We start from the raw sequence: 20,036 nt of genomic DNA, 5'->3' as shown, positions 1-20,036 counted from the left end.
CTTTGAACTCCTGGGTGAAACGCCTGCGTGCTGCGGTCATGCTGATCTCTACTTTCAGTGAACCCTCATTTTAAGAGGGCCCACTGTCCGAGATATCCGCGGCAGGTCAGTAGTCATAGGGAGCTTCCTCTGGTTCATGCACAGGATCCGGCTGGTTGTCCGGGCGGGGGAGGTCTTTAGGCCAGGTGCTCACAATGTCTTCTCTCTGATGGGGATTACCCCAACAGTCAAGTCGATAAAGTTGATGGCGTCTACCTGTACTTGTGCAGGGTGGGTACCGGGTCGACGTCGACCGACGAGCCGATCCAGGATGATCTTCTGAGCCTTGGTCGCACGGGCCATCGAGCCCCGCACTTTCTTGTCGGGGCTGTTGGCCAGTTCGAACAGTTTCCGGCACACCAGCTCCCAGACCGGAGTGTCGATCGGTGCCTCGATGTTGCTGACCGGGTGATCGGCTACGTACTGCAGCGCCTCGGGGATGCTCTTGTTGCGCTTCAGCGCTGTGGACTTTGCCGGTCTATGGCGGCGTTCTGTGGTCGCTCTATGTCGTTATCCCGATGACGATGGCGGGTTGACTCCGTCATTCCGGGGAACGCGGCGGCGTCAATGGGATCTACCCGTCAGTGCCGCCATCTAATTCTGAAGAAACACCGCCATACAAATCTGAAAGCCACACTCCAGATTGAGTGCGAACCATCGCTGCCCGCAAGGGGAACCCTCTGCGGGACGATCGGACTTCCGTCAGTGGTTGCCGGCGTCTGCGCCATTGTCTCTTCACTCAGCGACGCCGCACGCGTCACCCGAGGCGGCCCGTCTGATCGCATGAATGCGCGGTCGACCCCGCGCGATTGCGGGGTAAGAGAGACTGTGACGGGTACCTTCTGCTTGTTTTGTGACTGACGATGGACGTTTCCTTTTCCCGCGGACATGTAGGTAGTAAGAGCATCACTGACGGGAGAACACTATGGATGACGACGAGCTGATGGGCCGGATCACGAGCAACCGTCCGGCGATCGCGCCGCGAACCGGTCCTCTGCTGGGAGCGCTGGAGGACGTTGTCCGCGGCAGCCGGCCGCCTCAGCGGCGTAAGCGGTTCCTTGTCACCGGGATCACCCTGTCCCTGGTGCTCGTGGGCGGCACGTCTGCGGCGTTCGCATCGCCGTCGCTTCTGTCGTGGCTGGGGTTCGTCCCCGACAAGACCGTCCAGCACGTCACCGCGGACGGTGACGTCTGCGCGGCCGGAATCATCATCCATCCCGAGGGGGTCCCGGCCGACGACGCGTCGTTCCTGGCCGCACGCACGCTTCTAATGGACATCGACTTCGACACCCTGCAGATTCCGGACGACATCCGCACCGACACTAACTATGCCGAACGAGAGGCCGCCAAAACGCAGTCTTTCTCCGACTGGAACGCAGCACATCCGGAGGCGACCATGCAGCCCGCGGCCGCCGACCTACGAACGGACATGCTCTTTGACACCACATACCGACTGCTGACAGACGGTGTGACCGCTCAGGACCTGGACGCCAGCCATTTCTCCCTTGAGGGCGCCGGCACCTGCGATGCGGTCGCCCCGTGACGCGTCGGGACGGCACCACCCATCTGGAGAAGCTCATCCGCGCGAATGCGTCCGATCTCCTTGCATACCTGGAACGTCGGGTCGATCCGCGCGCGGACGCGGCCGATGTCCTCAGCGAGGCCCTCATCATCGCGTGGAAGAAGGCCCGCTCGGCTCCTGCCGATGAGATCGGCGGCCGCAGGTGGCTCTTCACCATCGCACGAAACACCCTGCTGAACGCCCGACGCGCGACCCGCCGCCGCCTCGCCGCCACCGACCGTCTGCGTCAGGAACTCGAGCAGACCAGCACCGGACCTGATCACGACAGTTCCGACACGATCGATGTTCGCGGCGCCGTGACACAACTCCCCAAAGAACAACGAGAGCTGGTGGAACTCGTGCACTGGGACGGATTCAGCATCGCTGATGCGGCCCAAATCATGGGCGTCTCGGACTCAACAGCACGGTCACGGTACGCCGCTGCCAAAGACCGCCTCCGCGCCCTCCTCGTGGGCGCGCCCGAAGATTCCAAGCACCGATGATGACGCGGAGGGATAAAAGGGAACCCCGATGAGTGACGTGCCGGTCCGGGTGGGCCCCAGCGATATCGTCCTGCCGGCGACGACCGTCGTCGACCTCACGGACCTCATCGAGGCACTGTTGCGCGCAGAGATCGAACAACCAGTAGTCGGTCGCCAACCGTCCTGACACGGCATTCTGACCAACTTCTCGGGCGGGAACCGCTCCCGGGGACAAGTCAGCCGGTCCGAGTATCTTGAGCGACATGAGTAGCAGCTTCAGACGCGAGACCTTGATCACCGTCGGCGTGATAGCTCTTATCCTTGGTGGAGTCTGGACGGGGCAAGGCATGAATCTGATCCCGGGAAGCTTCATGACGGGGAGCAGGATGTGGCTTTCCATCGGGCTCGTCCTTGCCATCGCTGGCATCATCCTGATTCTGCTTGGTCTACGACGGCCGGGGCGCGGACGCACGAACAGGTGAGACGTGCTTTGCGCGAAATTCACGCGGTTGCTGCGGTGAAGGCCTTAACTACTTCGAGTGGCAGACGCCCGCGAACGCCTATGCAGTCCTCTCTGGGGAACCCCCCGCGGGCGCCCCGCACCTCCGGGCCGGCCGACGGTGGAACCGTGATCAGAAGAGCCCGAATAGGAACGAGGTCCGGAACGTAATGAGCGCCGATACTCTGGGGCGATGATTACAAATGATTCGGTCTCTATCCGCGCGGTCCAATCCTCAGACTCGTCCCAGTGAGCTGAGCTCTATCGGGGCTATCGAGACTTCTACGAGCTGACTCCCGATAACAACATCGTTGAGCGTGTCTGGACCTGGATCAATGACGACTCGAATGAAGTCAACGCCTTCGTCGCCACCTCCGGGGATCGACTCGTAGGGCTCGCGCACTACCGTCGATTTTCTCGTCCCTCAACTGGAAGCGTGGGTATCTACCTCGACGATCTGTTCACGGACTCGACAGCTCGGGGCGCCGGCGTCGGGCGCGCGCTACTGAGCGAACTCTCCGCGCTGGCCGAACGCGAAGGACGCTCAGTCGTTCGCTGGATCACGGCAGAAAACAATACTCGGGCCCGCCGGCTTTATGATTTGACCGCAACGTCTACAAAGTGGGTTACGTATGATCTTGCGCCAGGGGCACTCTGACAGCGCGATAGCGCTGTCCTCCTCGACTCTGTAAAACGGATGCCTAGTGCGATTGGGAGACCCCGCAGCTTCGCCGACGCGCCTTAGACGATATGGCACGGCCTAAATCAACACGGCCCGCGTTATAAACCAACTCCACAGGGAGACTTGGGACCAGTGATCGGTGGTTTTATGTTCATTCCCGAAAGGGGAACCTCTACCGGTCACGCGCATTCCTCAGCGAGACATGACCCCGGAAGGCTCAGGCCTTACGAGCCGCCACAGAGAACATCAGCGGCACCCTCTCGCAACCCGAGGCCAAAGCAAATCCGGCCGGCGTCTCTACGAGCGGGGGCAACGGATTCCAGGGCATAGCGGCCCGTCCACCCTCGCAGGCCGTCGAGGTGCAAGTGTGGTCGACCACGTGCTGCCCGCGGAGGTTCCTTGGCCGTCCCCAGCCTGATCAATCCGTGCAACGTTCGGCTCGCGGCCTCAAACGTCGTTCGGTCAAGGCTTCGACGGCTTGGAGACTCAGCGCGTGACCGCGCCGTGCCTCCACGCCGTCAGCTCACCGGGACGCGACCTCCGGGGTCAGGCGGCCATCGCCCCGTAACGCTTGTGGCCATTGACGTCGTAGCGGTCGAGCATCATGACCTTCGACCAGACGCGGATGAATTCGCGGACGAACCGCTCTTGCCCGTCGCTGCCCGCGTAGGCGTCGGCGATCGACCGCAGTTGCGCGTTCGAGCCGAATACCAGGTCATTCCGGGAGGCCCTCCAGCGAGCCTCGCCGGTCGCCTGAACCCGACCAGTGAAGGTCATCGCGGTCTCGTCGTCCTTCGTCCAGATGAGGTCGGTGTCGGTCAGATTCACGAGGAAGTCGGTCGTCAGGGCTCCGACGTGATCCGTGAGCACACCCACGTCGGACCCGTCCCAGTTGCTGCCGAGCACGCGGAGCCCGGCGTGCAGGACGGTCCACTCCGGTGCGGTGAGAGTGAACAGGTTCGCCTTGTCGAGGAATGCCGCCTCGGGCGCGACGCCCGGAGCAAACTCTTCGAAGCGCTCGGACACGAAGTTGCGGAACCCGTCCGCAATGGGTCGCAGCCACTCGAACATCTCGATGTCGGTCAACTCCTGCGTCGTGTCGACACGGCCTGGCGTAAACGGCACGCTGGCGTCAGATCCTGCCGCCCGTGCCGCCTGCTCCACGGCGGCGCTGCCGGCGAGGACGATGAGGTCGGCGAGAGACACCTCCCGGCCGCCCGACGTCGCCGTGAAAGCCGCCTGCACGTTCCGCAGCGCGTCGAGGACTGGGACGGTGCGTCGGTTGACCGCCCAGTCTTTCTGCGGCGACAAAGCCAGGCGGGCACCGTTCGCCCCTCCGCGCTTGTCGCTGTCGCGGTAGGTCGAGGCGGCGGAGAACGCCGTGTAGACGAGGTCGGACACGGACAGCCCGGTCGCGAGGACGGCTTCCTTGAGCGCTGCCACGTCGGCCTCGTCGAGTGAGTATCCTGCTGCGTCCGGGAGCGGGTCCTGCCAGAGCAGGTCGTCGGCGATGGTAACCTCCGGGCCGAGGTACCGGTGCTTCGGCCCCATGTCGCGGTGCGTGAGCTTGTACCAGGCCTTCGAGAACGCGAGGGTGAACAGATCGAAGTCGGCCAGGAAACGCTCGCATATGGCCCGATACTCCGGGTCGACCTTGAGTGCGATGTCCGAGGTCATCATCATGAGCGGGTTCATCTGACCGGGTACGTGGGCGTCCGGAGTCTTCGGCGCCTCCGAGTCAGTCGGTGTCCACTGCAGCGCGCCGGCCGGGCTTTTCGTCTGCTCGTAGTCGTACGCGAACAGGTTCTCGAGGTAGGTGTTGTCCCACTGTGTCGGGTTCGGAGTCCAACTGCCCTCGATGCCGTTGGTCGAAGTGTGCTCGGCACTGCCGGTACCCACCGGGTTGTGCCAACCGAGCCCCATCGACTCGATCGGGGCTTTCTCGGGTGACGGTCCGATGTCGGATGCGGGCACCTGGCCGTGGCTCTTACCGAACGCGTGGCCACCGGCGATCAATGCCACCGTTTCCTCGTCGTTCATCGCCATCCGCGTGAACGTGATGCGAATGTCGCGTGCTGAGCCCAGCGGGTCGCCGTTCGAATAGGGCCCCTCAGGGTTGACGTAGATGAGCGCCTGGTGCGACGCGGCCAGGGGGCTCTGCAAGTCGTAGCCCGCGTCGCCGTTCTGACCATGCCAGCGTTCGTCGCGGCTCACCATCTCGTCAGGGCTCGCGACCGCGTGCGGGTCCCAGACCTCCGGGCCCCACCAGGTGCCGTCGTCCGGTTCCCACGCATCGAGTCGTCCACCACCGAAGCCGTACGTCGGCAGGCCCATCAACTCGAGGGAGCAGTTGCCGGTCAAGACCATCAGGTCGGCCCACGACAGAGCGTTGCCGTACTGGTGCTTGATCGGCTGTAGGAGTCGTCGTGATTTGTCGGTGTTGCCGTTGTCCCACCAGCTTCCGATTGGTGCGAACCGCTGCATCGCGGTGCCCGCTCCGCCACGGCCGTCGGCAATTCGGTACGTGCCGGCGGCATGCCACGCCATTCGGATCATCTGTGGACCGTAGTTGCCGTAGTCCGCCGGCCACCAGTCGACCGATGTGGTGAGCAGTCGCTTGATGTCCGACTTGAGCGTCGTGAGGTCGATCGTGGCGAAAGCCGCCGCGTAGTCGAAGTCCGCGCCGAGCGGGTCGGCGTCTACGCCGTTCCGGTGGAGAAGCTCAACCCGGAGACGTTGCGGGTACCAACTGTCCAGGGTCGGCGACTGACCGAAGGTGCCACCGAGGTGGTCGCCACCTGCTGGCAGCGCACCGCTCATGTGGAAACTGCATGTGTTGGTCTGGTCGTCAGTGCTCATTGATGCTCCCTGTGTGCTTTAGCTAGATGAGAAACGGTGTCGTCGGGGTCACAATTTAACGATTAGCCGCCGCATCGCAGCGGCGTCAATCTGTGGTGCAGCGATGCTTCGACGCTGCTGTGAGGCGGTGCGTCGCGGGCTGCCGACGTGACGGGAAGCCCGATAGAGAGATCGTATTCCCGCAAGGTGTGCGTGACATGCCAAGAAAGTGACTGACTTCTAGACGGCGGTGGTGCGGTGGCCGAGCGCACGACGGCCAAACCAAATAAAGCCCTGCGCCGATTGCTGCGGTGCGGGCGGTGCGAAGCCCGGTGAAACCGACGCCGGAGGACGGCGGCTGTCGAGAGCTTGATTTCCGCGAATCGTGTTCCGCTCGCGGTGAACTGGGAGCACCCCCGCCAGAGGCTCCTAGTGGGGAACGGTTATCGGGGCAGCTCATCAGTCAGGTCGAAGTTCATTTGAATACGCCGGCCGTACCCAAGTCCTCGCTGGTGCTCTGCCGCTGACAGATCACGAAGAAAATCAGAATCGGGATCACGCTCGATGAAACCACAGCTCAAGTAGAAGGGCGCATTCCATGGAACGTCCGTGAACGTTCGCAAGGTAACCCGTTTGCATCCGCGCAGTCGTGATTCGCTCTTGACTGCCTCGACGAGCGCGCGCCCATGCCCGCGGTGTGCCGCCGACGGCATGACCGACAGCTGCTCGAGATGACTGCTGCCAGGGACTTCGAGGACATGGGCAACCCGATCGGGTCCGATCCCGGATTTTCGCTGGCTACGAGGATGAAGCCACTCTGCAGTGAGGGCGTCGTATAGGAAGGAGCAGGCCGCCAGTAGACTATCGAGAACACGGTCGCGAACAGCGCATCTGCTTCATTCTCGATCGCTTCAAGAAATTCCAGGTCGTCGGCCGTCGCCTGTCGCACAAAAGTCCTCCACATGACTCCGAATGTAGCTTGACGAATGGTGCCGTAAGCCGGACCCTCACGGGTTGCCTGGCGGATCGCGCGCTAGCTTTCAGGCGAGTCATCCTGAGACTTGTCGAGCGCAAATTTTTGCAGATAGCGGCGACGACCGTAATAGATGAACGCCGCTAGCCCGCAGATGAACTGAACGGCACCGAGTACCAACACGAATATGTCACCCGGCTCGCCCTCCCCCTCAGTGATCCGAAGCAAAACTTGCGCCAGGCCAGCGACAGCGAGGACCGCGGCCGCCAGGATGATGACGGTGCTTCGCGTCTTGCTGATCGGGGGTATCGAACTCATGCAGCCGAGCATACGCTCGGAGAAATTTGCGTGTCGCTCATGCGACCGCCCGTAAGCCGGACCTCGACCAGGACGGCATAACCCGCGGTTGTGTTCCACGGAGGGCCATATGAAGGCTAGGACCTTCATTCCCGTAACCCCCGCCCGAGAAAATGCCCGGTGGAGGGAGGCTAACCGGGGCAGAAATATCGCTGCTAATTCCTTGCCCGGGGCTTGGGGACCGTCGAGCTGCGTCGCTGCAACGCGCTGGACGGCATGGTCGCCAGGGTCAAGGTTGGGGCCGATCCAGATGCCGCGGGCATCGAGGCAGGGGTACGAGACCAACCGTGGGTGTTCGGTGCGGACGAGCCGTCTGTCCGCTTCGCGGGTGATGGCACGATGGGCGTCGGAAGTGCAGCAGTACGCGACCCGGTCGACGTTTTCGTGCACGAGGCGGTAGCCGTGGTTGGTCACGATCTTCTAGTACCGCTGCCACGACTTCAGGGATCCTAACAGGACATCTTAGGTCGATTTATTCTGTCGTAACTCAGGGCCGTTCTTTGATGACGTATCGCAGGATTAGGTCGGTGCCCGGATAGCGGGTCTGAGTTTCTGTGAGACTCGAGCAGAGCTCGCTGACGGCGGCGGTTTCGCGTTGGGTGGGCATCGGCTCCAGCGTGATGGTCAGTTGGCACTGCTCTGCGCCGACAAGACACCCGACCAGATCCTGTTCGGCAACGGGCTGTCGCACCAGCGCACGCCGTCGACTCGGGACGGCTGGCTGGTCTACGCCCTCAAACGTGCCCGGGAGGTCGATCCGAACTTCCCTCGCGTCACGCCCCATGACCTCCGGCTCACCGCCGCGAGCCTGGCCGTGTCCGCCGGCGCGAACGTCAAAGCACTGCAGCGGATGCTCGGCCCCGCCTCGGCCGCGATAACCCTCGACGTGTACGCGGACCTCTTCGACGACGATCTGGACAGCGTCGCAGTGGCCCTCAATCAAGCCCGAATGATTTCAAGTGTGGGCAAACGGGGCATCTGAGGCACCCGACACCAAGTTAAAACCCAGATGAGCGTAGATATATTCGTGGTGCCCCCACTGGGACTTGAACCCAGACTGTGACGATTTTAAGTCGTCTGCCTCTGCCAATTGGGCTATGGGGGCGTGCCCGGTAACGGGCGGTTCCAGCATAGGTGCTGCCGAGCGATGCGATCGCCCGGCAGCACCTATCGAAAGAGCTACTTTGAAGCGGATGCCTCGGCGGCCGCCTTCTGCGCAGCGGGTGCCGTGGTGGCCGAAGCAGCCTCGGCTGCAGCAGCCTTGACCGTGGGCTTGCGCGGCGCACGGGGCGCACGCGGGGCCGCCGGAGCCTTGGCCGCGGGGGCTGCAGCTGGCGCAGCAGCAGGTGCCGGCGGCTTGGGGCGCGAAACGAACTCTTCGAACACGGCACGCGGGTTCTCGGTGGCGCTCAACGACACCACGTCGCGGCCGAGGAAAACGTTGTTGACCCAGCCCCAGACGACGCGCAGCTTGCGCTCCCAGCTCGGCATGGCCAGGCCGTGGTAGCCACGGTGGGCGAACCAGGCCGGCATGCCCGTGATGGCCAGGTTGCCGCTCTGGAAGACACCGACTCCAACGCCAAGGCCGGCAACGGCGCCCATGTTCTTGTGGAAGTACTGCACCGGTGCTTCGTCGCGCAGCACGGCAACGATGTTCTTGGCGAGCAGCTTGCCCTGGCGCACAGCGTGCTGGGCGTTCGGCACGCAGTTGCCGCCGACGCCGCCACCACTCAGGTCGGGGACACAGCTCACATCGCCGGCGCCCCAGGCATCGGCGATGATGTCGTCTTCGGTTCCGACGCGCAGGTCGGCACGAACCTGCAGGCGACCGCGCTCTTCGATGGGAAGGTCGGTGTGGCGCACGATCGTCGGGTTCGCCATGACGCCTGCAGTCCAGACGATGAGGTCGGTTTCGAAGGTCTCTCCGGTGGAGAGCTCGATCTTTCCGTCCACCGCGCTGGTCAGCTGGGTGTCGAGGTGAATCTGAGCGCCGCGACCGGCGAGGTTGTCGATGACCCAGAGGCTTGTCTTGAGCGAGACCTCGGGCATGATGCGGCCCATGGCTTCGATGAGGTGAAAGTTGGTGTCCTCGAAGCTGATCTCGGGGTACAGGGTGAGCAGCGAGGTCGCGAACGAGCGCAGCTCGGCAAACACCTCGATGCCGGCGAAGCCGCCACCGACCACAACGAACGTGAGCAGGCGCTCACGCTCGGGGCCGGCCGGAAGGGCTGCCGCCTTGTCGAAGTTGGTCAAAACGCGGTCGCGAATGGCGACGGCTTCTTCGATGGTCTTGAGTCCGATGGCCTGGTCGGCGACGCCCGGAATCGGGAACGTGCGCGACACCGCACCGGCGGTGACCACGATGATGTCGTACTTGAACTCGTACGGCTCGCCGGTCGGTGGGGTGATCGTGGCGGTCTTCTCGGCGTGGTTCACGTGCGTGACCTTGGCGGAGATGACGTTGGTCTTCTTGAGGTGGCGACGGTGCGACACGACCGCGTGACGCGGTTCGATGGATCCGGCAGCGACCTCCGGCAGGAAGGGCTGGTACGTCATGTAGGGCAGCGGGTCGACCATGGTGACCTCGGCTTCACCGGATCGTAGCCACTTCTCGAGCTTCCACGCCGTGTAAAAACCGGCGTAGCCGCCACCAACAATGAGAATTTTGGGCACGATGAGAAGGCCTCCTACAGGATTATGATTGTGCGAAATCTTTGGGGTTGCGCCGAATTCGCTTGATGTACCGAGTGGCCCCAATGCCCACCAGCGTTACTAGGATACCAAACCCTACGAGTACAGCGAGCGGCAGACTAATATAGGTCAGTGTCAGCTGGTTCGGGAGCCACGCCGTGAGCACATTTTGCACCGGCAGCGCCGGGTCTTCATCGACCGCAGCCGGAGCCTCCGCAACGGGAGTCTCGGTCGGAACCACGTCAATCTGAGCCCGCCGGTGCAGCGTGATCCACTCCGTGAGCAACTCGCTCGGAGTGGCCTCTGTCGCCGGAGCGACATAGCGGGTGACGGCGGCAGCGGCATCGATCAGGCCGTTGCCATAGATGGGGCTCGGCACGCTCCGCCCGTTGGCGTTCGCGGTCGCGATGACCCGGTTCATGACTCCCGCAGCGTCGAGCGTCGGATAGGCCGCCCGCACCAAAGCAACGAGCCCGGACACGATCGGCGTCGCGGCACTCGTGCCGTCCCACTGTACATAGGTCGAATCGGGCGTCACCCCGACGAGCTTCTCGCTCGGCGCAGCGACGGCAATGGTGATGCCTTGCGAGGAGGCATCGAAGCTCGCCGATTTTTCGCGGTCAACGCCGGCGACCGTCAGCACGCCGGGAATCGTCGCGGGAGCCCCGACTTCGGTGGTTCCGCTCCCCCGGTTGCCGGCGGCGGCCACAACGACGACATCATTTTCGAAGGCATAGAGAAATGCGTCATCCCAGCTCTCCGGCCAGTACAACGTATTGCGGGTGAGGGACATATTGATGACGTCCGCCCCATTGTCGACGGCCCAACGGATGCCCTGCGCGATCTGATCGTCGTTGCTCACTGCAGAACGACTGCTGCCAAATCCGACCGACACCGCCAAAATGGATGCCTCAGGCGCCACGCCGATCAGTCCGGTACCGTCGCCAGTGCCGCGTCCGGCCAGAAGCGAGGCGACCAGGGTGCCATGCTCGCCCTCATCATCGTCGCCGGCGACCGGGGTTTGACCGTTTGCGGAGCCGAGCCCGGAGACATCCGTTCCCCCGATGACCGCGCCGGTCAGCTCTGCCACGTTGCCGTTGACTCCAGAGTCGATGACCGCGACCGTGACACCGGCCCCGCGCGTGGTGTTCCACGCTTCGGTGAAGCCATAATCGGCGAGCCAATACTGCAGGTCGCGAATCTGATCGGCGTGCGCGGCGGGCGCGTCGAGCACGACGGAACCGACCACGGTACCGCCGAACAGCGCCGTGGCCAACGCGAGCCCGACGCCCGCGCTGACCCGACGAGCGCTGACCCGGTGCGTAGTCGCGGTCACGCCAGGGCCGCCCCGGATTCGTCGATCGGCGCCGCGGAGTAGTCCAGACACTCGCAGACCGTGGGCGACCAGGTGGCGCGTTCCAGCGCGAGGTCGCCGACCGGATTGACGCCGGGTCCGGCCGCCAGCGAGTGGGCGGCCAGGGCGTGCAGGCATTTCACCCGGTTCGGCATGCCGCCGGAGGAGATGCCAGCGATTTCCGGCACGCTTCCGAGCTGGTCGCGGTCGAACAGAAAGCTCTCGTGCGCCGCTTGGTAGGCCGCGCGCACGTCCGCACCGTCGGCGAGCAGGTCGTTGTACTCGTTCATGACCTGGGTGGCTTCGAGGGCGGAGATCGCTGCGGTGGCCGCGGGGTGGCAGAGGTAATACAGCGTGGGGAACGGGGTTCCGTCGGCGAGCCGCGGTGCGGTCGCCACGACGGTCGGCGCGCCGCAGACGCAGCGGGCGGCGATGCCGACGACGTTGCGGGCCGGTCGTCCGAGCTGGGCCGAGACGAGGTCGATGTCGGCCGCGGTGAACGGGTCGAACGGCGGCCGGGTCACGGCGCCACCGTTTCCGGTGTCGCGGGTGTTAATGTCGCGGGTGCTCCGGCTTGCGGGGCGAGGCCGGCGGTCATGGTGGAGGCGAACAAGGAACCCAGCCAATCAATCTTGGTGCTTTGGATATTGGTACTCACCGGCGCGGCATCCGCTTCAAGCGGGGCGACGACCGGTAAATCGTTAATGACGAGAAAGCTGATGTCGCCGGGCAGTACGTAGAACAACCGCTCGCGCGCCTGCGTTGTGACGTAGGTGCGGTCGTTCCAGCGTTCACGCTGGCTGGTGAGACGGTCGACCTCGTCCTGTTGATCGGCGACGGCCCTGCTCAACTGGCTGATCTGCTGCCGCTGCTCGGCGTAGGTACGCAGGCTCGGCGCGAGAATCACCACGGCGAGCACCAGAATCACCATCATCACCAACGAGAATCCCGAAAAGCGGATGCCGCGCAGCCAGCCGCCGGCGGGCGTTTCCGTCTCCGAGACCATGGGTGGCCGCTGGGCTGGTTCACGCTGTACTGGTTGACGGTGGGCTGTTTGCCGCTGAGCCTGCGGGCGCTTGCCCGACTTGGTCTGCGCCGGCTGGGGCTGGGACGGCGTCTGCTGAGGTCGCTTCGGCGCCATCACAACTCCTTTCGCTGGTCGGTCATGTCTGTCAGTAAAAAATGGTACCAAGGGAAAGCTGTGGGCCCCCGACCAACCGAAATATCGGTGGTCGAGGGCCCGATGGTGCTATTGCTGCTGAGTGCCTACTACGCGGTGAAGCGGGGAAACGCGGTGCGACCGGCGTAGACCGCGGCCTCGCCGAGTTCCTCTTCGATGCGCAGCAGCTGGTTGTACTTCGCGACGCGTTCGCTGCGGGCGGGGGCGCCGGTCTTGATCTGGCCGGCATCCGTTGCGACGGCGAGGTCGGCGATGAAGGTGTCTTCGGTCTCGCCGGAGCGGTGCGAGATGATCGCGGTGTAACCGGCGCGCTGGGCGAGGGAGACGGCATCCATTGTCTCGGTCAGGGTGCCGATCTGGTTGACCTTGACCAGAATAGAGTTCGCAGCCGCGAGGGAAAGGCCCTTGGCCAGGCGCACCGGGTTGGTCACGAACAGGTCGTCTCCGACGATCTGCACCTTGTCGCCGAGCGCGGCCGTGAGGTGTACGTAGCCGTCCCAGTCGTCTTCTTCGAGCGGGTCTTCGAGCGAAACGAGCGGGTAGTCGGTGACGAGCTCAGCGTAGTAGGCGCTCATCTCTTCGGCCGAAAGCTTCTTGCCCTCGAAGTTGTAGCTGCCGTCCTTGAAGAATTCGCTCGCAGCGACGTCGAGGGCGAGGGCGATGTCCTTGCCGGGAACGTAACCGGCGTTTTCGATCGCTTCGACGATGAGGTCGAGCGCTGCCCGGTTGCTGGGCAGGTTGGGGGCGAAGCCGCCCTCGTCGCCGAGGCCGGTGGAGAGGCCCTTGGACTGCAGCAGGGCCTTGAGCGAGTGGTAGGTCTCGACGCCCCAGCGCAGGGCCTCGCTGAACGACTCAGCACCGAGCGGAACGATCATGAATTCCTGGATGTCCACATCGTTGTCGGCGTGCGATCCGCCGTTGATGATGTTCATGAGCGGAACCGGGAGGGTGTGCGCGTTCGGGCCGCCGAGGTAGCGGAACAGCGGCAGTCCGGCCGAGCTCGCGGCGGCCTTGGCCACGGCGAGGCTGACGCCGAGGATGGCGTTGGCGCCGAGGCGCTCCTTGTTGTCGGTACCGTCGGCTTCGATCAGAACGAGGTCGACGATGCGCTGGTCGGTCGCGTCGATGTCTTCGACCGCGGGGCCGAGGTCGTCGATGACGGCTTCGACGGCCTTGAGCACGCCCTTGCCCTGGTAACGGGCTTTGTCGCCGTCGCGCAGCTCATAAGCCTCGAACACGCCGGTGGACGCTCCGGACGGCACCGCGGCACGGCTGACCGTTCCATCGCCGAGCAAAACCTCGACTTCGATGGTCGGGTTGCCTCGCGAGTCGAGAATTTCGCGTGCGTCTACTGCCTCAATTAGGGCCACAACTGTCTCCTGTTTTGTCGGGATTGACGCCTGGTCGGGCGCCGGGGTACTGGTCGGAATAAAGGTAGGGGTGTGCCGGACACTTTTAATGAACGCAGCCCAGGCGAATTCAGTCTAACCAAACCCGTCGGCCGTTCGCCGAACCGCAGAGCTGCCTGGTCGGGCGCGGGTGGCCTGGTCAGACGCCGAGCGGTTTGAAGTCGAGGTCGCCGGCCGTCTGAGTCTCGGCGGTCACGAACGCGAACCTCCCGTAGCCGGCCTCGCCGGCCCGGTCGAGCAGCGCCTTGAGGTTCTTGGTGCGGCGTTCGAGGCGGACACGCAGGCCGTCGGCGACCAGGTCGCGCTTGAGAGCGACCAGTCGGGCCGGATCGGCCTCTTTGTCGTGCACGAGCACGACCGCCAGATCAGCGGATGCGGTATCCGCTTCAAGCAGGTCGACGATGCGTTCAAAGCCGATCGAGAATCCGCAGGCGGGCACGTCGGTGCCGAGGAACCGGCCGATCATGCCGTCATAGCGGCCGCCGCCGCCGAGGGAATAGCCGAGGGAGGGGTGCGAGATCTCGAAGATGGTGCCGGTGTAATAGCCCATGCCGCGCACCAGGGTGGGGTCGAAGACCAGGTCGACGCCGGGGAGGGCGGCGCGCAGGGCGGCGAGGTCGGCGAAGGCTTTCGGGTCGAGCCAAGCCGGCGCAGCGCCGTCGAACAAGCCGTCGCCCAGGGCCCAGCCGCCGGTGCCAAGCTCGGTGAGCAGCGCGGCGAGGCCCGGCGCATCGATGCCGAGGGCACCGAGTTCGGCCGCGACACCGTCGACGCCGATCTTGTCGAGCTTGTCGATCACGATCAGCGCCCGCTCGGTCAGCTCGGCGGCGACGCCCCAGTGGGCGAGCAGGGCGCTGAGGATGCGGCGGTCGTTGATGCGAATGGAGCAGTCCTCGAGGCCGAGCAGATCGAGCGTCGCGGCCGTGGCGGTGATCAGTTCGATCTCGGCGAGCGCGCCGGCCTCACCGATGATGTCGATGTCGCACTGCATGAACTGGCGGTAGCGGCCCTTCTGCGGCCGTTCGGCGCGCCAGACCGGTGCGATCTGAATCGACCGGAACACGGTCGGCAAGCTCGCACGGTGAGTGGCGTAAAACCGGGCGAGCGGCACCGTCAGGTCGAACCGCAGGCCCAGGTCGGCCAGCGACAGAAGGTCATCCTGCTCGGCCGCCACCGCAACATCCGCTGGGCTGAGCCCGCGCTTGAGCACCGCGAAGGCGAGTTTCTCGTTGTCGCCGCCGAGCCCGGAGTGCAGGCGGGCGGAGTCTTCCATGACCGGGGTTTCGATCTCGTCGAAGCCGTGCGCACGAAAACTCTCGCGAATAATGCCGAGCGAGCGTTCGCGGAGGGCCTTGTCGGCGGGGAGAAAATCGCGCATGCCGCGCGGCGGGGTCACTGCAATAGCCATGGGGTAATTCTCTCAGCATGCCGTGGATGCGATTCACCGTCCGCTCCTGAAATTGGCCGCGCCCTAGACTCGGGGGAACAAGTGGGGGTGTGAATGTCGGTCGCGACTTTTTCCGGCGAGACGGACGTGACGTCGAGCGGCGTCGCGGTGACCGGGGTCAGTCGGTCATTTGGCAGTGTGCTGGCGGTGGTGGATGCGTCGCTCGTTGTGCCGGCCGGGTCGGTGACGGCGTTGATCGGACCGAACGGCGCGGGCAAGACGACCCTGCTGCTCATGCTCGCCACGTTGCTCACACCGTCGACGGGCAGCATCCGCATCAACGGGCACGACCCGGTCACCGAACCCGAACGGGTGCGCGCCGTCACGGGCTGGATGCCGGACGCCCTGGGTTCCTGGCCGAGCCTCTCCGCCCGTGCCGCCCTGCAGACCACCGGGCGCATGTACCGAATGACCCGCGAGCAAGCCGCCGTGCGCGCCGACGAACTGATCGCGCTGACCGACCTCGGTGATTTTGCCGATCGACCCTCGCGGGTACTGTCCCGCGGTCAGAAACAACGCCTGAGCCTGGCGCGGGCGCTCGTGCACTCCCCGGGCGTGCTGCTGCTCGACGAACCGGCGTCCGGTCTCGACCCGGCCGCGCGCGCGTCGTTGCGCCAGCTGCTGCGTCGCCTGGCCGGCGACGGCACCGCCATTTTGGTGTCGAGTCACGTCCTCGCCGAACTCGACGAGATTGCGGATGCCGCGGTGTACCTCGCCGCCGGACGCACGGCGAGCCCGGAGCAGGTGGCCGCGGCGGGCGCGAGTGCCAGATCCTGGCGCATCCGTTCCCTGGATGAGGTGGCGCTGGAACGTGCCCTCGCCACTCCCGGAGTGGTCGGCGCGCTCGTCACTGTGCGCGGCGTCGACCAGCTCGGCACTTTGGTGCAGGTGGAGAACGAGGCCTCGGCGGCGGCTCTGCTGCACAATCTGGTGCTGAGCGGGGTTCCGGTCTGCGATTTCGGACCGGCCGTCAGCAACCTCGAACACACCTTTCAGGACCTCACCCGGTCGACCGGGGAGGAGGCGACGAAATGATCCACTCACGGGTGTTCTTCTCCGGGCTCTGGCTCATCGTCACCCTCGAACTGCGTCAGCGCGTGCGTGGAGCCTCGTGGTACGTATTGCTCGGCGTCTTCATGCTGCTCGTCGGCGTGGTCACATTTCTGCTCTGGCTGGCGACCTCGGCCTGGCTGTCCGGCGGCGGCGGCGTGTTCTCCACCATCATCTTCTTCGTGCTGCTGCTCGGCACGCTGGTCTCTCCGGCGCTGTCGGGCAATGCCATCAACGGCGATCGGGATGCCGGCACCCTCGCCACGACGCAGGTCACGCTGATCAGCACCGGGCAACTCGTGCTCGGCAAGTTTCTTGCCGCCTGGATCACGGCCCTCGCCTTTCTCGCGGCGGCGCTGCCGTTTCTCATCTTCGCAGTCGTGCTCGGCGAAGTCTCGTTCGGCACCATCGCCGTGTCGGTGCTCGTGCTCGCGGCCGAGCTCGGCGTCATTGCCGCCGTCGGAGTCGGACTCTCCGGCATTCTGACCCGGCCGCTGTTTTCGATCGTGCTGACCTATCTGGTCGTCGCGGCACTCAGCCTCGGCACCCTCATCGCGTTCGCGCTGCTCGGCACCGCCACCCAACAGCAGGCGACGAATGTGAACTACTACGTGGTTTCGTCGACGTTCGACGAGGCCACCGGCGAGCAGTCGGACATCGTCTGTTCCACGGCCGAGACGACGACCCAAAACGTGCCGCGCTTCGACTACTTCTGGTGGATTCTCGCCGCGAACCCCTACGTGGTGGTCGCGGATGCCGCCCCCGGCAGCTTCAACGACGCCGGCTACCCGACCGACCTGTTCGGCCAGATCGCCGTCGGCGTGCGCAGCGCCCAGTCGCCGCCGGAGTTGTACACGGAGTTCAACGGCTGCGACGAGGCCGCCCAGAGCAGCTTCAGCGACAGTGGCGCCTTTTCCGGTGAGGCCTTCGACCGGGGGCCGACCGCACAGCAGACCTACGACGGCGCGGTGCCGAGCTGGTTCATCGGCCTCGCCATACACCTGCTGCTCGGCGCGGGCGCCCTGCTCTGGGCGTGGCGCCGCACGCGCACCCCCGCGACCCATCTCCCCGCCGGCAGCCGCATCGCCTAACCCTCCGTACTGATCCGCGTTAGGAGGGGAGGGCGATTATTCCGGCGTCGAAGGATTCGTCCAGCGGAGCGCCGGGCGCCTGGACTCCCTCGGCTCCGCGAATTTCGCCCTGCAGGTCGCGCACTGCGGCGCGCAGCGCGCGCTCGGCGTCAAGGCCCTGCGCCCGAGCGGATGCCACGATCGCCAGCAGCAGCGGGCCCAGATCGGCTTCGGATTCGATCGGAAGCGGGAAGCCGGCATCCGCTTCGATCAGGCCGATCTTTTCGGCCCGACCCAGCACCTTGTCGGCGAGGGCGAGGGCCGGCATACCACCCGGAATTCCGTCGAGCACGCTGGTGCGGCCCGGCTTCTCCGCGGCTTTAAAACCGTCCCAGGCAGCCGAAACCTCCGCCGCGGTGTCGAGGGTGACATCGCCGAACACGTGCGGGTGTCGCCCGACCATTTTCTCGGTCAGGCGGGCAGCGACATCCTGAATGTCGAAGTTCTCCTCCGGCGTGTGCGCGGCCAGGTCGGCGTGGAACAGCACCTGGTAGAGCACATCGCCGAGTTCCTCGAGCAGGTCGTCGCGGCTGCCGTCCTCGATCGCCTCGATCAGTTCGTGCGTCTCTTCGACCAGGTGGCGCACCAGCGAGGCGTGGGTCTGGTCGGCGTCCCACGCGCAGCCGCCGGGCCCGCGCAGCCGCGCGACGGTGACGATCAGGGTGTCGAGAGGGCTGGATTGCATCGTTGTCTGCCGAGCGGATGCCGCATCCCGGTCATTTTCGTCGGCCGGCGGAGTCGGTCGGGTAGCGTTGGCACCGGACACAGCGCCGGACACGGAGCCGGAGGAAAACACGGGGTTGGTCATGGTCGGCACTCCTGGATCGGTTCCATCGTCCCTCCATCGTAGGCGGGCCACCGATGATCGCTCAGGTACGTCGTGTATTCTGGTCCATGGTGAGCCGGGAAGTCTGGTCGGCACATGTATGTTCGCGCCCAAAAGACCAGAGGATTTTAAATGACCGAACCATCCAACCTGCCAGCTTCGAAGGCCACCCCGTCGACCGCCACCGTGCTTCGCCGCGGCAGCCACAACGAATTCGTGCGGATCTCGCGCATTCTGCGCAAGGAAACCGTCGGAGGCGCCATTCTGCTCGCCGCGACCGTGGCCGCGCTGATCATGGCCAACTCCGGCTTCTCCGACGCCTACTACGCCTTTCGCGACTACAAAATCGGCTACGCCCCCTGGCACCTCAAGCTGAGCCTCGGCGCCTGGGCGGCCGACGGCCTGCTGGCAATCTTCTTCTTTCTGGCCGGCCTCGAGCTGAAACGTGAATTCGTGGCTGGCGACCTGCGCAGCATAAACCGGGCCATCGTACCGGTGGCCGCAGCGGTTGGTGGCGTGATCGTTCCGGCGGTCATCTACACGCTGATCAACCTCGAATCCGGCGCTGAAACTCTTCGCGGCTGGGCAATTCCCACCGCGACCGACATTGCGTTTGCCGTCGCCGTTCTTGCCGTCATCGGATCGAAGCTTCCGCCCGCACTACGCATTTTTCTGCTGACCCTCGCCGTGGTCGACGATTTACTCGCCATTGCGATCATCGCTTTCTTCTACACCACGGACATCTCCGTGCTGCCACTCATTGTGGCCCTGGTGCTGCTCAGTCTGTTCTGGCTGTTGACTCATAAATTCTCCTACTTCTTTGGAACCAGGGGCTGGGCGGCATGGACGGTGCTGCTGCCGCTCGGCTTCATCGTCTGGGCGCTCGTGCACGGTTCCGGCGTACACGCGACCGTCGCTGGCGTACTCCTCGGTTTCGCCGTACCCGTGCTGCGCAGCAAGCGCGGCGGCGGGCCAGATGCCGGGCCCGGCCTGGCCGAAACCCTGGAACACCGCATTCGCCCGCTGTCGAGCGGTTTCGCGATTCCGGTGTTCGCGTTCTTCTCCGCCGGCGTCACCCTCGGCGGCGCCGAGGGTCTGTACCAGGCCATCACCGACCCGGTAGCGGTCGGCATCGTCGTCGCTCTCGTGGTCGGCAAGCCGATCGGGGTGTTGCTGGCCACCTTCATCGTGACCAAGACCACCAAGGCAACCCTCGACCCCGACCTGGCCTGGATCGACGTCATCGGCGTGTCCCTGCTGGCCGGCGTCGGCTTCACCGTGTCACTGCTGATCAGCGAGCTCGCTTTCGGCCAGGGCAGCCCGCACGACGATCACGCCAAGGTCGCCATCCTGGTCGGTTCGCTGCTCGCCGCCCTGCTGGCCACCGCGATCCTGCGCTCCCGCAACCGTCACTACGGTCGCATTGCCGAGAAGGATGCCATCGACAGCGACAGCGACGGCATCCCGGATGTGTACCAGACGGAACAGTCGTCGAAGGGCTAAGCATCCGCTGACGCA

Annotated in this window: 17 protein-coding genes, 1 tRNA gene and 1 pseudogene; 8 read left to right on the top strand and 11 right to left on the bottom strand. The window is 64.8% G+C overall.

Going from position 1 to position 20,036, the window contains the following annotated elements; translation table 11 throughout:
- Window positions 1–964 precede the first annotated feature (964 nt).
- The 4 genes from E3O11_RS17390 to E3O11_RS17375 all read left to right on the top strand — a co-directional run bounded on the left by E3O11_RS17390 (window position 965) and on the right by E3O11_RS17375 (window position 3,239).
- Entirely contained in the window at window positions 965–1,582 is a 618-nt protein-coding gene (locus E3O11_RS17390; RefSeq protein WP_092451681.1) for a hypothetical protein, read from the top strand.
- Window positions 1,579–2,103: an RNA polymerase sigma factor gene (locus tag E3O11_RS17385; protein ID WP_198415618.1), complete on the top strand. Its 525-nt coding sequence runs from the start codon at window positions 1,579–1,581 to the stop codon at window positions 2,101–2,103. The genes E3O11_RS17390 and E3O11_RS17385 overlap by 4 nt, the downstream gene beginning before the upstream one ends.
- 28 nt (window positions 2,104–2,131) lie before the next feature.
- Window positions 2,132–2,269, top strand: a complete 138-nt coding sequence (locus tag E3O11_RS17815) for a hypothetical protein (RefSeq protein ID WP_166787627.1) — start codon at window positions 2,132–2,134, stop codon at window positions 2,267–2,269.
- Between the two features lie 601 nt (window positions 2,270–2,870).
- Window positions 2,871–3,239, top strand: coding sequence for a GNAT family N-acetyltransferase (locus E3O11_RS17375; protein WP_307725701.1), 369 nt, complete (start codon window positions 2,871–2,873; stop codon window positions 3,237–3,239).
- A 570-nt stretch (window positions 3,240–3,809) separates the two neighbouring features.
- On the opposite strand, the gene katG is transcribed toward E3O11_RS17375, so the two are convergent.
- The 3 genes from katG to E3O11_RS17360 form a co-directional block, all read right to left on the bottom strand.
- Complete coding sequence (katG, locus tag E3O11_RS17370; protein ID WP_092451677.1) at window positions 3,810–6,122, bottom strand: catalase/peroxidase HPI; 2,313 nt, start codon at window positions 6,120–6,122, stop codon at window positions 3,810–3,812.
- A gap of 422 nt (window positions 6,123–6,544) precedes the next feature.
- Window positions 6,545–6,814, bottom strand: a complete 270-nt coding sequence (locus E3O11_RS18865; protein ID WP_092451675.1) for a GNAT family N-acetyltransferase — start codon at window positions 6,812–6,814, stop codon at window positions 6,545–6,547.
- Between the two features lie 320 nt (window positions 6,815–7,134).
- A complete protein-coding gene (locus tag E3O11_RS17360) occupies window positions 7,135–7,392 on the bottom strand; it encodes a hypothetical protein (protein WP_134495681.1) in 258 nt (85 codons plus the stop codon).
- A 679-nt stretch (window positions 7,393–8,071) separates the two neighbouring features.
- On the opposite strand from E3O11_RS17360, the pseudogene E3O11_RS17355 reads away from it, so the two are divergent.
- Window positions 8,072–8,413, top strand: a pseudogene (locus E3O11_RS17355) (tyrosine-type recombinase/integrase); the annotation flags it as partial.
- A gap of 46 nt (window positions 8,414–8,459) precedes the next feature.
- Here E3O11_RS17355 and E3O11_RS17350 read toward each other — a convergent pair.
- From E3O11_RS17350 to hisS, 7 genes are all read right to left on the bottom strand, one after another.
- A tRNA-Leu gene (locus E3O11_RS17350) sits at window positions 8,460–8,536 on the bottom strand.
- Window positions 8,537–8,610: 74 nt separating this feature from the next.
- Window positions 8,611–10,104, bottom strand: coding sequence for an NAD(P)/FAD-dependent oxidoreductase (locus E3O11_RS17345; RefSeq protein ID WP_092451671.1), 1,494 nt, complete (start codon window positions 10,102–10,104; stop codon window positions 8,611–8,613).
- 22 nt (window positions 10,105–10,126) lie between these two features.
- Complete coding sequence (locus E3O11_RS17340) at window positions 10,127–11,458, bottom strand: S8 family serine peptidase (RefSeq protein ID WP_233194821.1); 1,332 nt, start codon at window positions 11,456–11,458, stop codon at window positions 10,127–10,129.
- A complete protein-coding gene (locus tag E3O11_RS17335) occupies window positions 11,455–12,000 on the bottom strand; it encodes a DUF501 domain-containing protein (RefSeq protein WP_092451669.1) in 546 nt (181 codons plus the stop codon). Before E3O11_RS17335 ends, E3O11_RS17340 begins: the two co-directional genes overlap by 4 nt.
- Complete coding sequence (locus E3O11_RS17330; protein WP_092451667.1) at window positions 11,997–12,482, bottom strand: FtsB family cell division protein; 486 nt, start codon at window positions 12,480–12,482, stop codon at window positions 11,997–11,999. Before E3O11_RS17330 ends, E3O11_RS17335 begins: the two co-directional genes overlap by 4 nt.
- 263 nt (window positions 12,483–12,745) lie before the next feature.
- On the bottom strand, window positions 12,746–14,026 hold the full coding sequence (gene eno, locus E3O11_RS17325) for a phosphopyruvate hydratase (protein ID WP_092451665.1): 1,281 nt from the start codon (window positions 14,024–14,026) through the stop codon (window positions 12,746–12,748).
- Between the two features lie 178 nt (window positions 14,027–14,204).
- Entirely contained in the window at window positions 14,205–15,473 is a 1,269-nt protein-coding gene (gene hisS / locus E3O11_RS17320; RefSeq protein ID WP_092451663.1) for a histidine--tRNA ligase, read from the bottom strand.
- A gap of 93 nt (window positions 15,474–15,566) precedes the next feature.
- Here hisS and E3O11_RS17315 point away from each other — a divergent pair, with 93 nt between their 5' ends.
- Entirely contained in the window at window positions 15,567–16,547 is a 981-nt protein-coding gene (locus tag E3O11_RS17315) for an ABC transporter ATP-binding protein (RefSeq protein ID WP_170851586.1), read from the top strand.
- Entirely contained in the window at window positions 16,544–17,653 is a 1,110-nt protein-coding gene (locus tag E3O11_RS17310) for an ABC transporter permease (RefSeq protein WP_241994774.1), read from the top strand. Before E3O11_RS17315 ends, E3O11_RS17310 begins: the two co-directional genes overlap by 4 nt.
- A gap of 19 nt (window positions 17,654–17,672) precedes the next feature.
- Here E3O11_RS17310 and E3O11_RS17305 read toward each other — a convergent pair whose 3' ends face one another.
- Window positions 17,673–18,500, bottom strand: a complete 828-nt coding sequence (locus E3O11_RS17305; protein ID WP_307725700.1) for a nucleoside triphosphate pyrophosphohydrolase — start codon at window positions 18,498–18,500, stop codon at window positions 17,673–17,675.
- Window positions 18,501–18,650: 150 nt separating this feature from the next.
- Between E3O11_RS17305 and nhaA the strand changes: the two genes are divergently transcribed.
- The gene (nhaA, locus tag E3O11_RS17300; protein WP_092451661.1) at window positions 18,651–20,021 is read left to right on the top strand and encodes a Na+/H+ antiporter NhaA; all 1,371 of its coding nucleotides are present in this window, start codon (window positions 18,651–18,653) and stop codon (window positions 20,019–20,021) included.
- The last annotated feature ends 15 nt before the right edge of the window (window positions 20,022–20,036 follow it).

Origin of the sequence: Cryobacterium levicorallinum, assembly GCF_004402405.1 — a bacterium.
In the GTDB taxonomy this organism is placed as follows: Bacteria; Actinomycetota; Actinomycetes; order Actinomycetales; family Microbacteriaceae; genus Cryobacterium; species Cryobacterium levicorallinum.
Note: the sequence above shows the minus strand (reverse complement) of the source record. Positions and strands in the feature narration are given on the sequence as shown.

Bases quoted from the DNA above. Each gene is read 5' to 3' on its own strand.
- E3O11_RS18865 (WP_092451675.1), bottom strand. From the start codon at position 6,814: ATGCCGTCGGCGGCACACCGCGGGCATGGGCGCGCGCTCGTCGAGGCA.
- E3O11_RS17360 (WP_134495681.1), bottom strand. From the start codon at position 7,392: ATGAGTTCGATACCCCCGATCAGCAAGACGCGAAGCACCGTCATCATC.
- E3O11_RS17390 (WP_092451681.1), top strand. From the start codon at position 965: ATGGATGACGACGAGCTGATGGGCCGGATCACGAGCAACCGTCCGGCG.
- hisS (WP_092451663.1), bottom strand. From the start codon at position 15,473: ATGGCTATTGCAGTGACCCCGCCGCGCGGCATGCGCGATTTTCTCCCC.
- E3O11_RS17310 (WP_241994774.1), top strand. From the start codon at position 16,544: ATGATCCACTCACGGGTGTTCTTCTCCGGGCTCTGGCTCATCGTCACC.
- katG (WP_092451677.1), bottom strand. From the start codon at position 6,122: ATGAGCACTGACGACCAGACCAACACATGCAGTTTCCACATGAGCGGT.
- E3O11_RS17305 (WP_307725700.1), bottom strand. From the start codon at position 18,500: ATGACCAACCCCGTGTTTTCCTCCGGCTCCGTGTCCGGCGCTGTGTCC.
- nhaA (WP_092451661.1), top strand. From the start codon at position 18,651: ATGACCGAACCATCCAACCTGCCAGCTTCGAAGGCCACCCCGTCGACC.
- E3O11_RS17315 (WP_170851586.1), top strand. From the start codon at position 15,567: ATGTCGGTCGCGACTTTTTCCGGCGAGACGGACGTGACGTCGAGCGGC.
- E3O11_RS17815 (WP_166787627.1), top strand. From the start codon at position 2,132: ATGAGTGACGTGCCGGTCCGGGTGGGCCCCAGCGATATCGTCCTGCCG.
- E3O11_RS17330 (WP_092451667.1), bottom strand. From the start codon at position 12,482: ATGGTCTCGGAGACGGAAACGCCCGCCGGCGGCTGGCTGCGCGGCATC.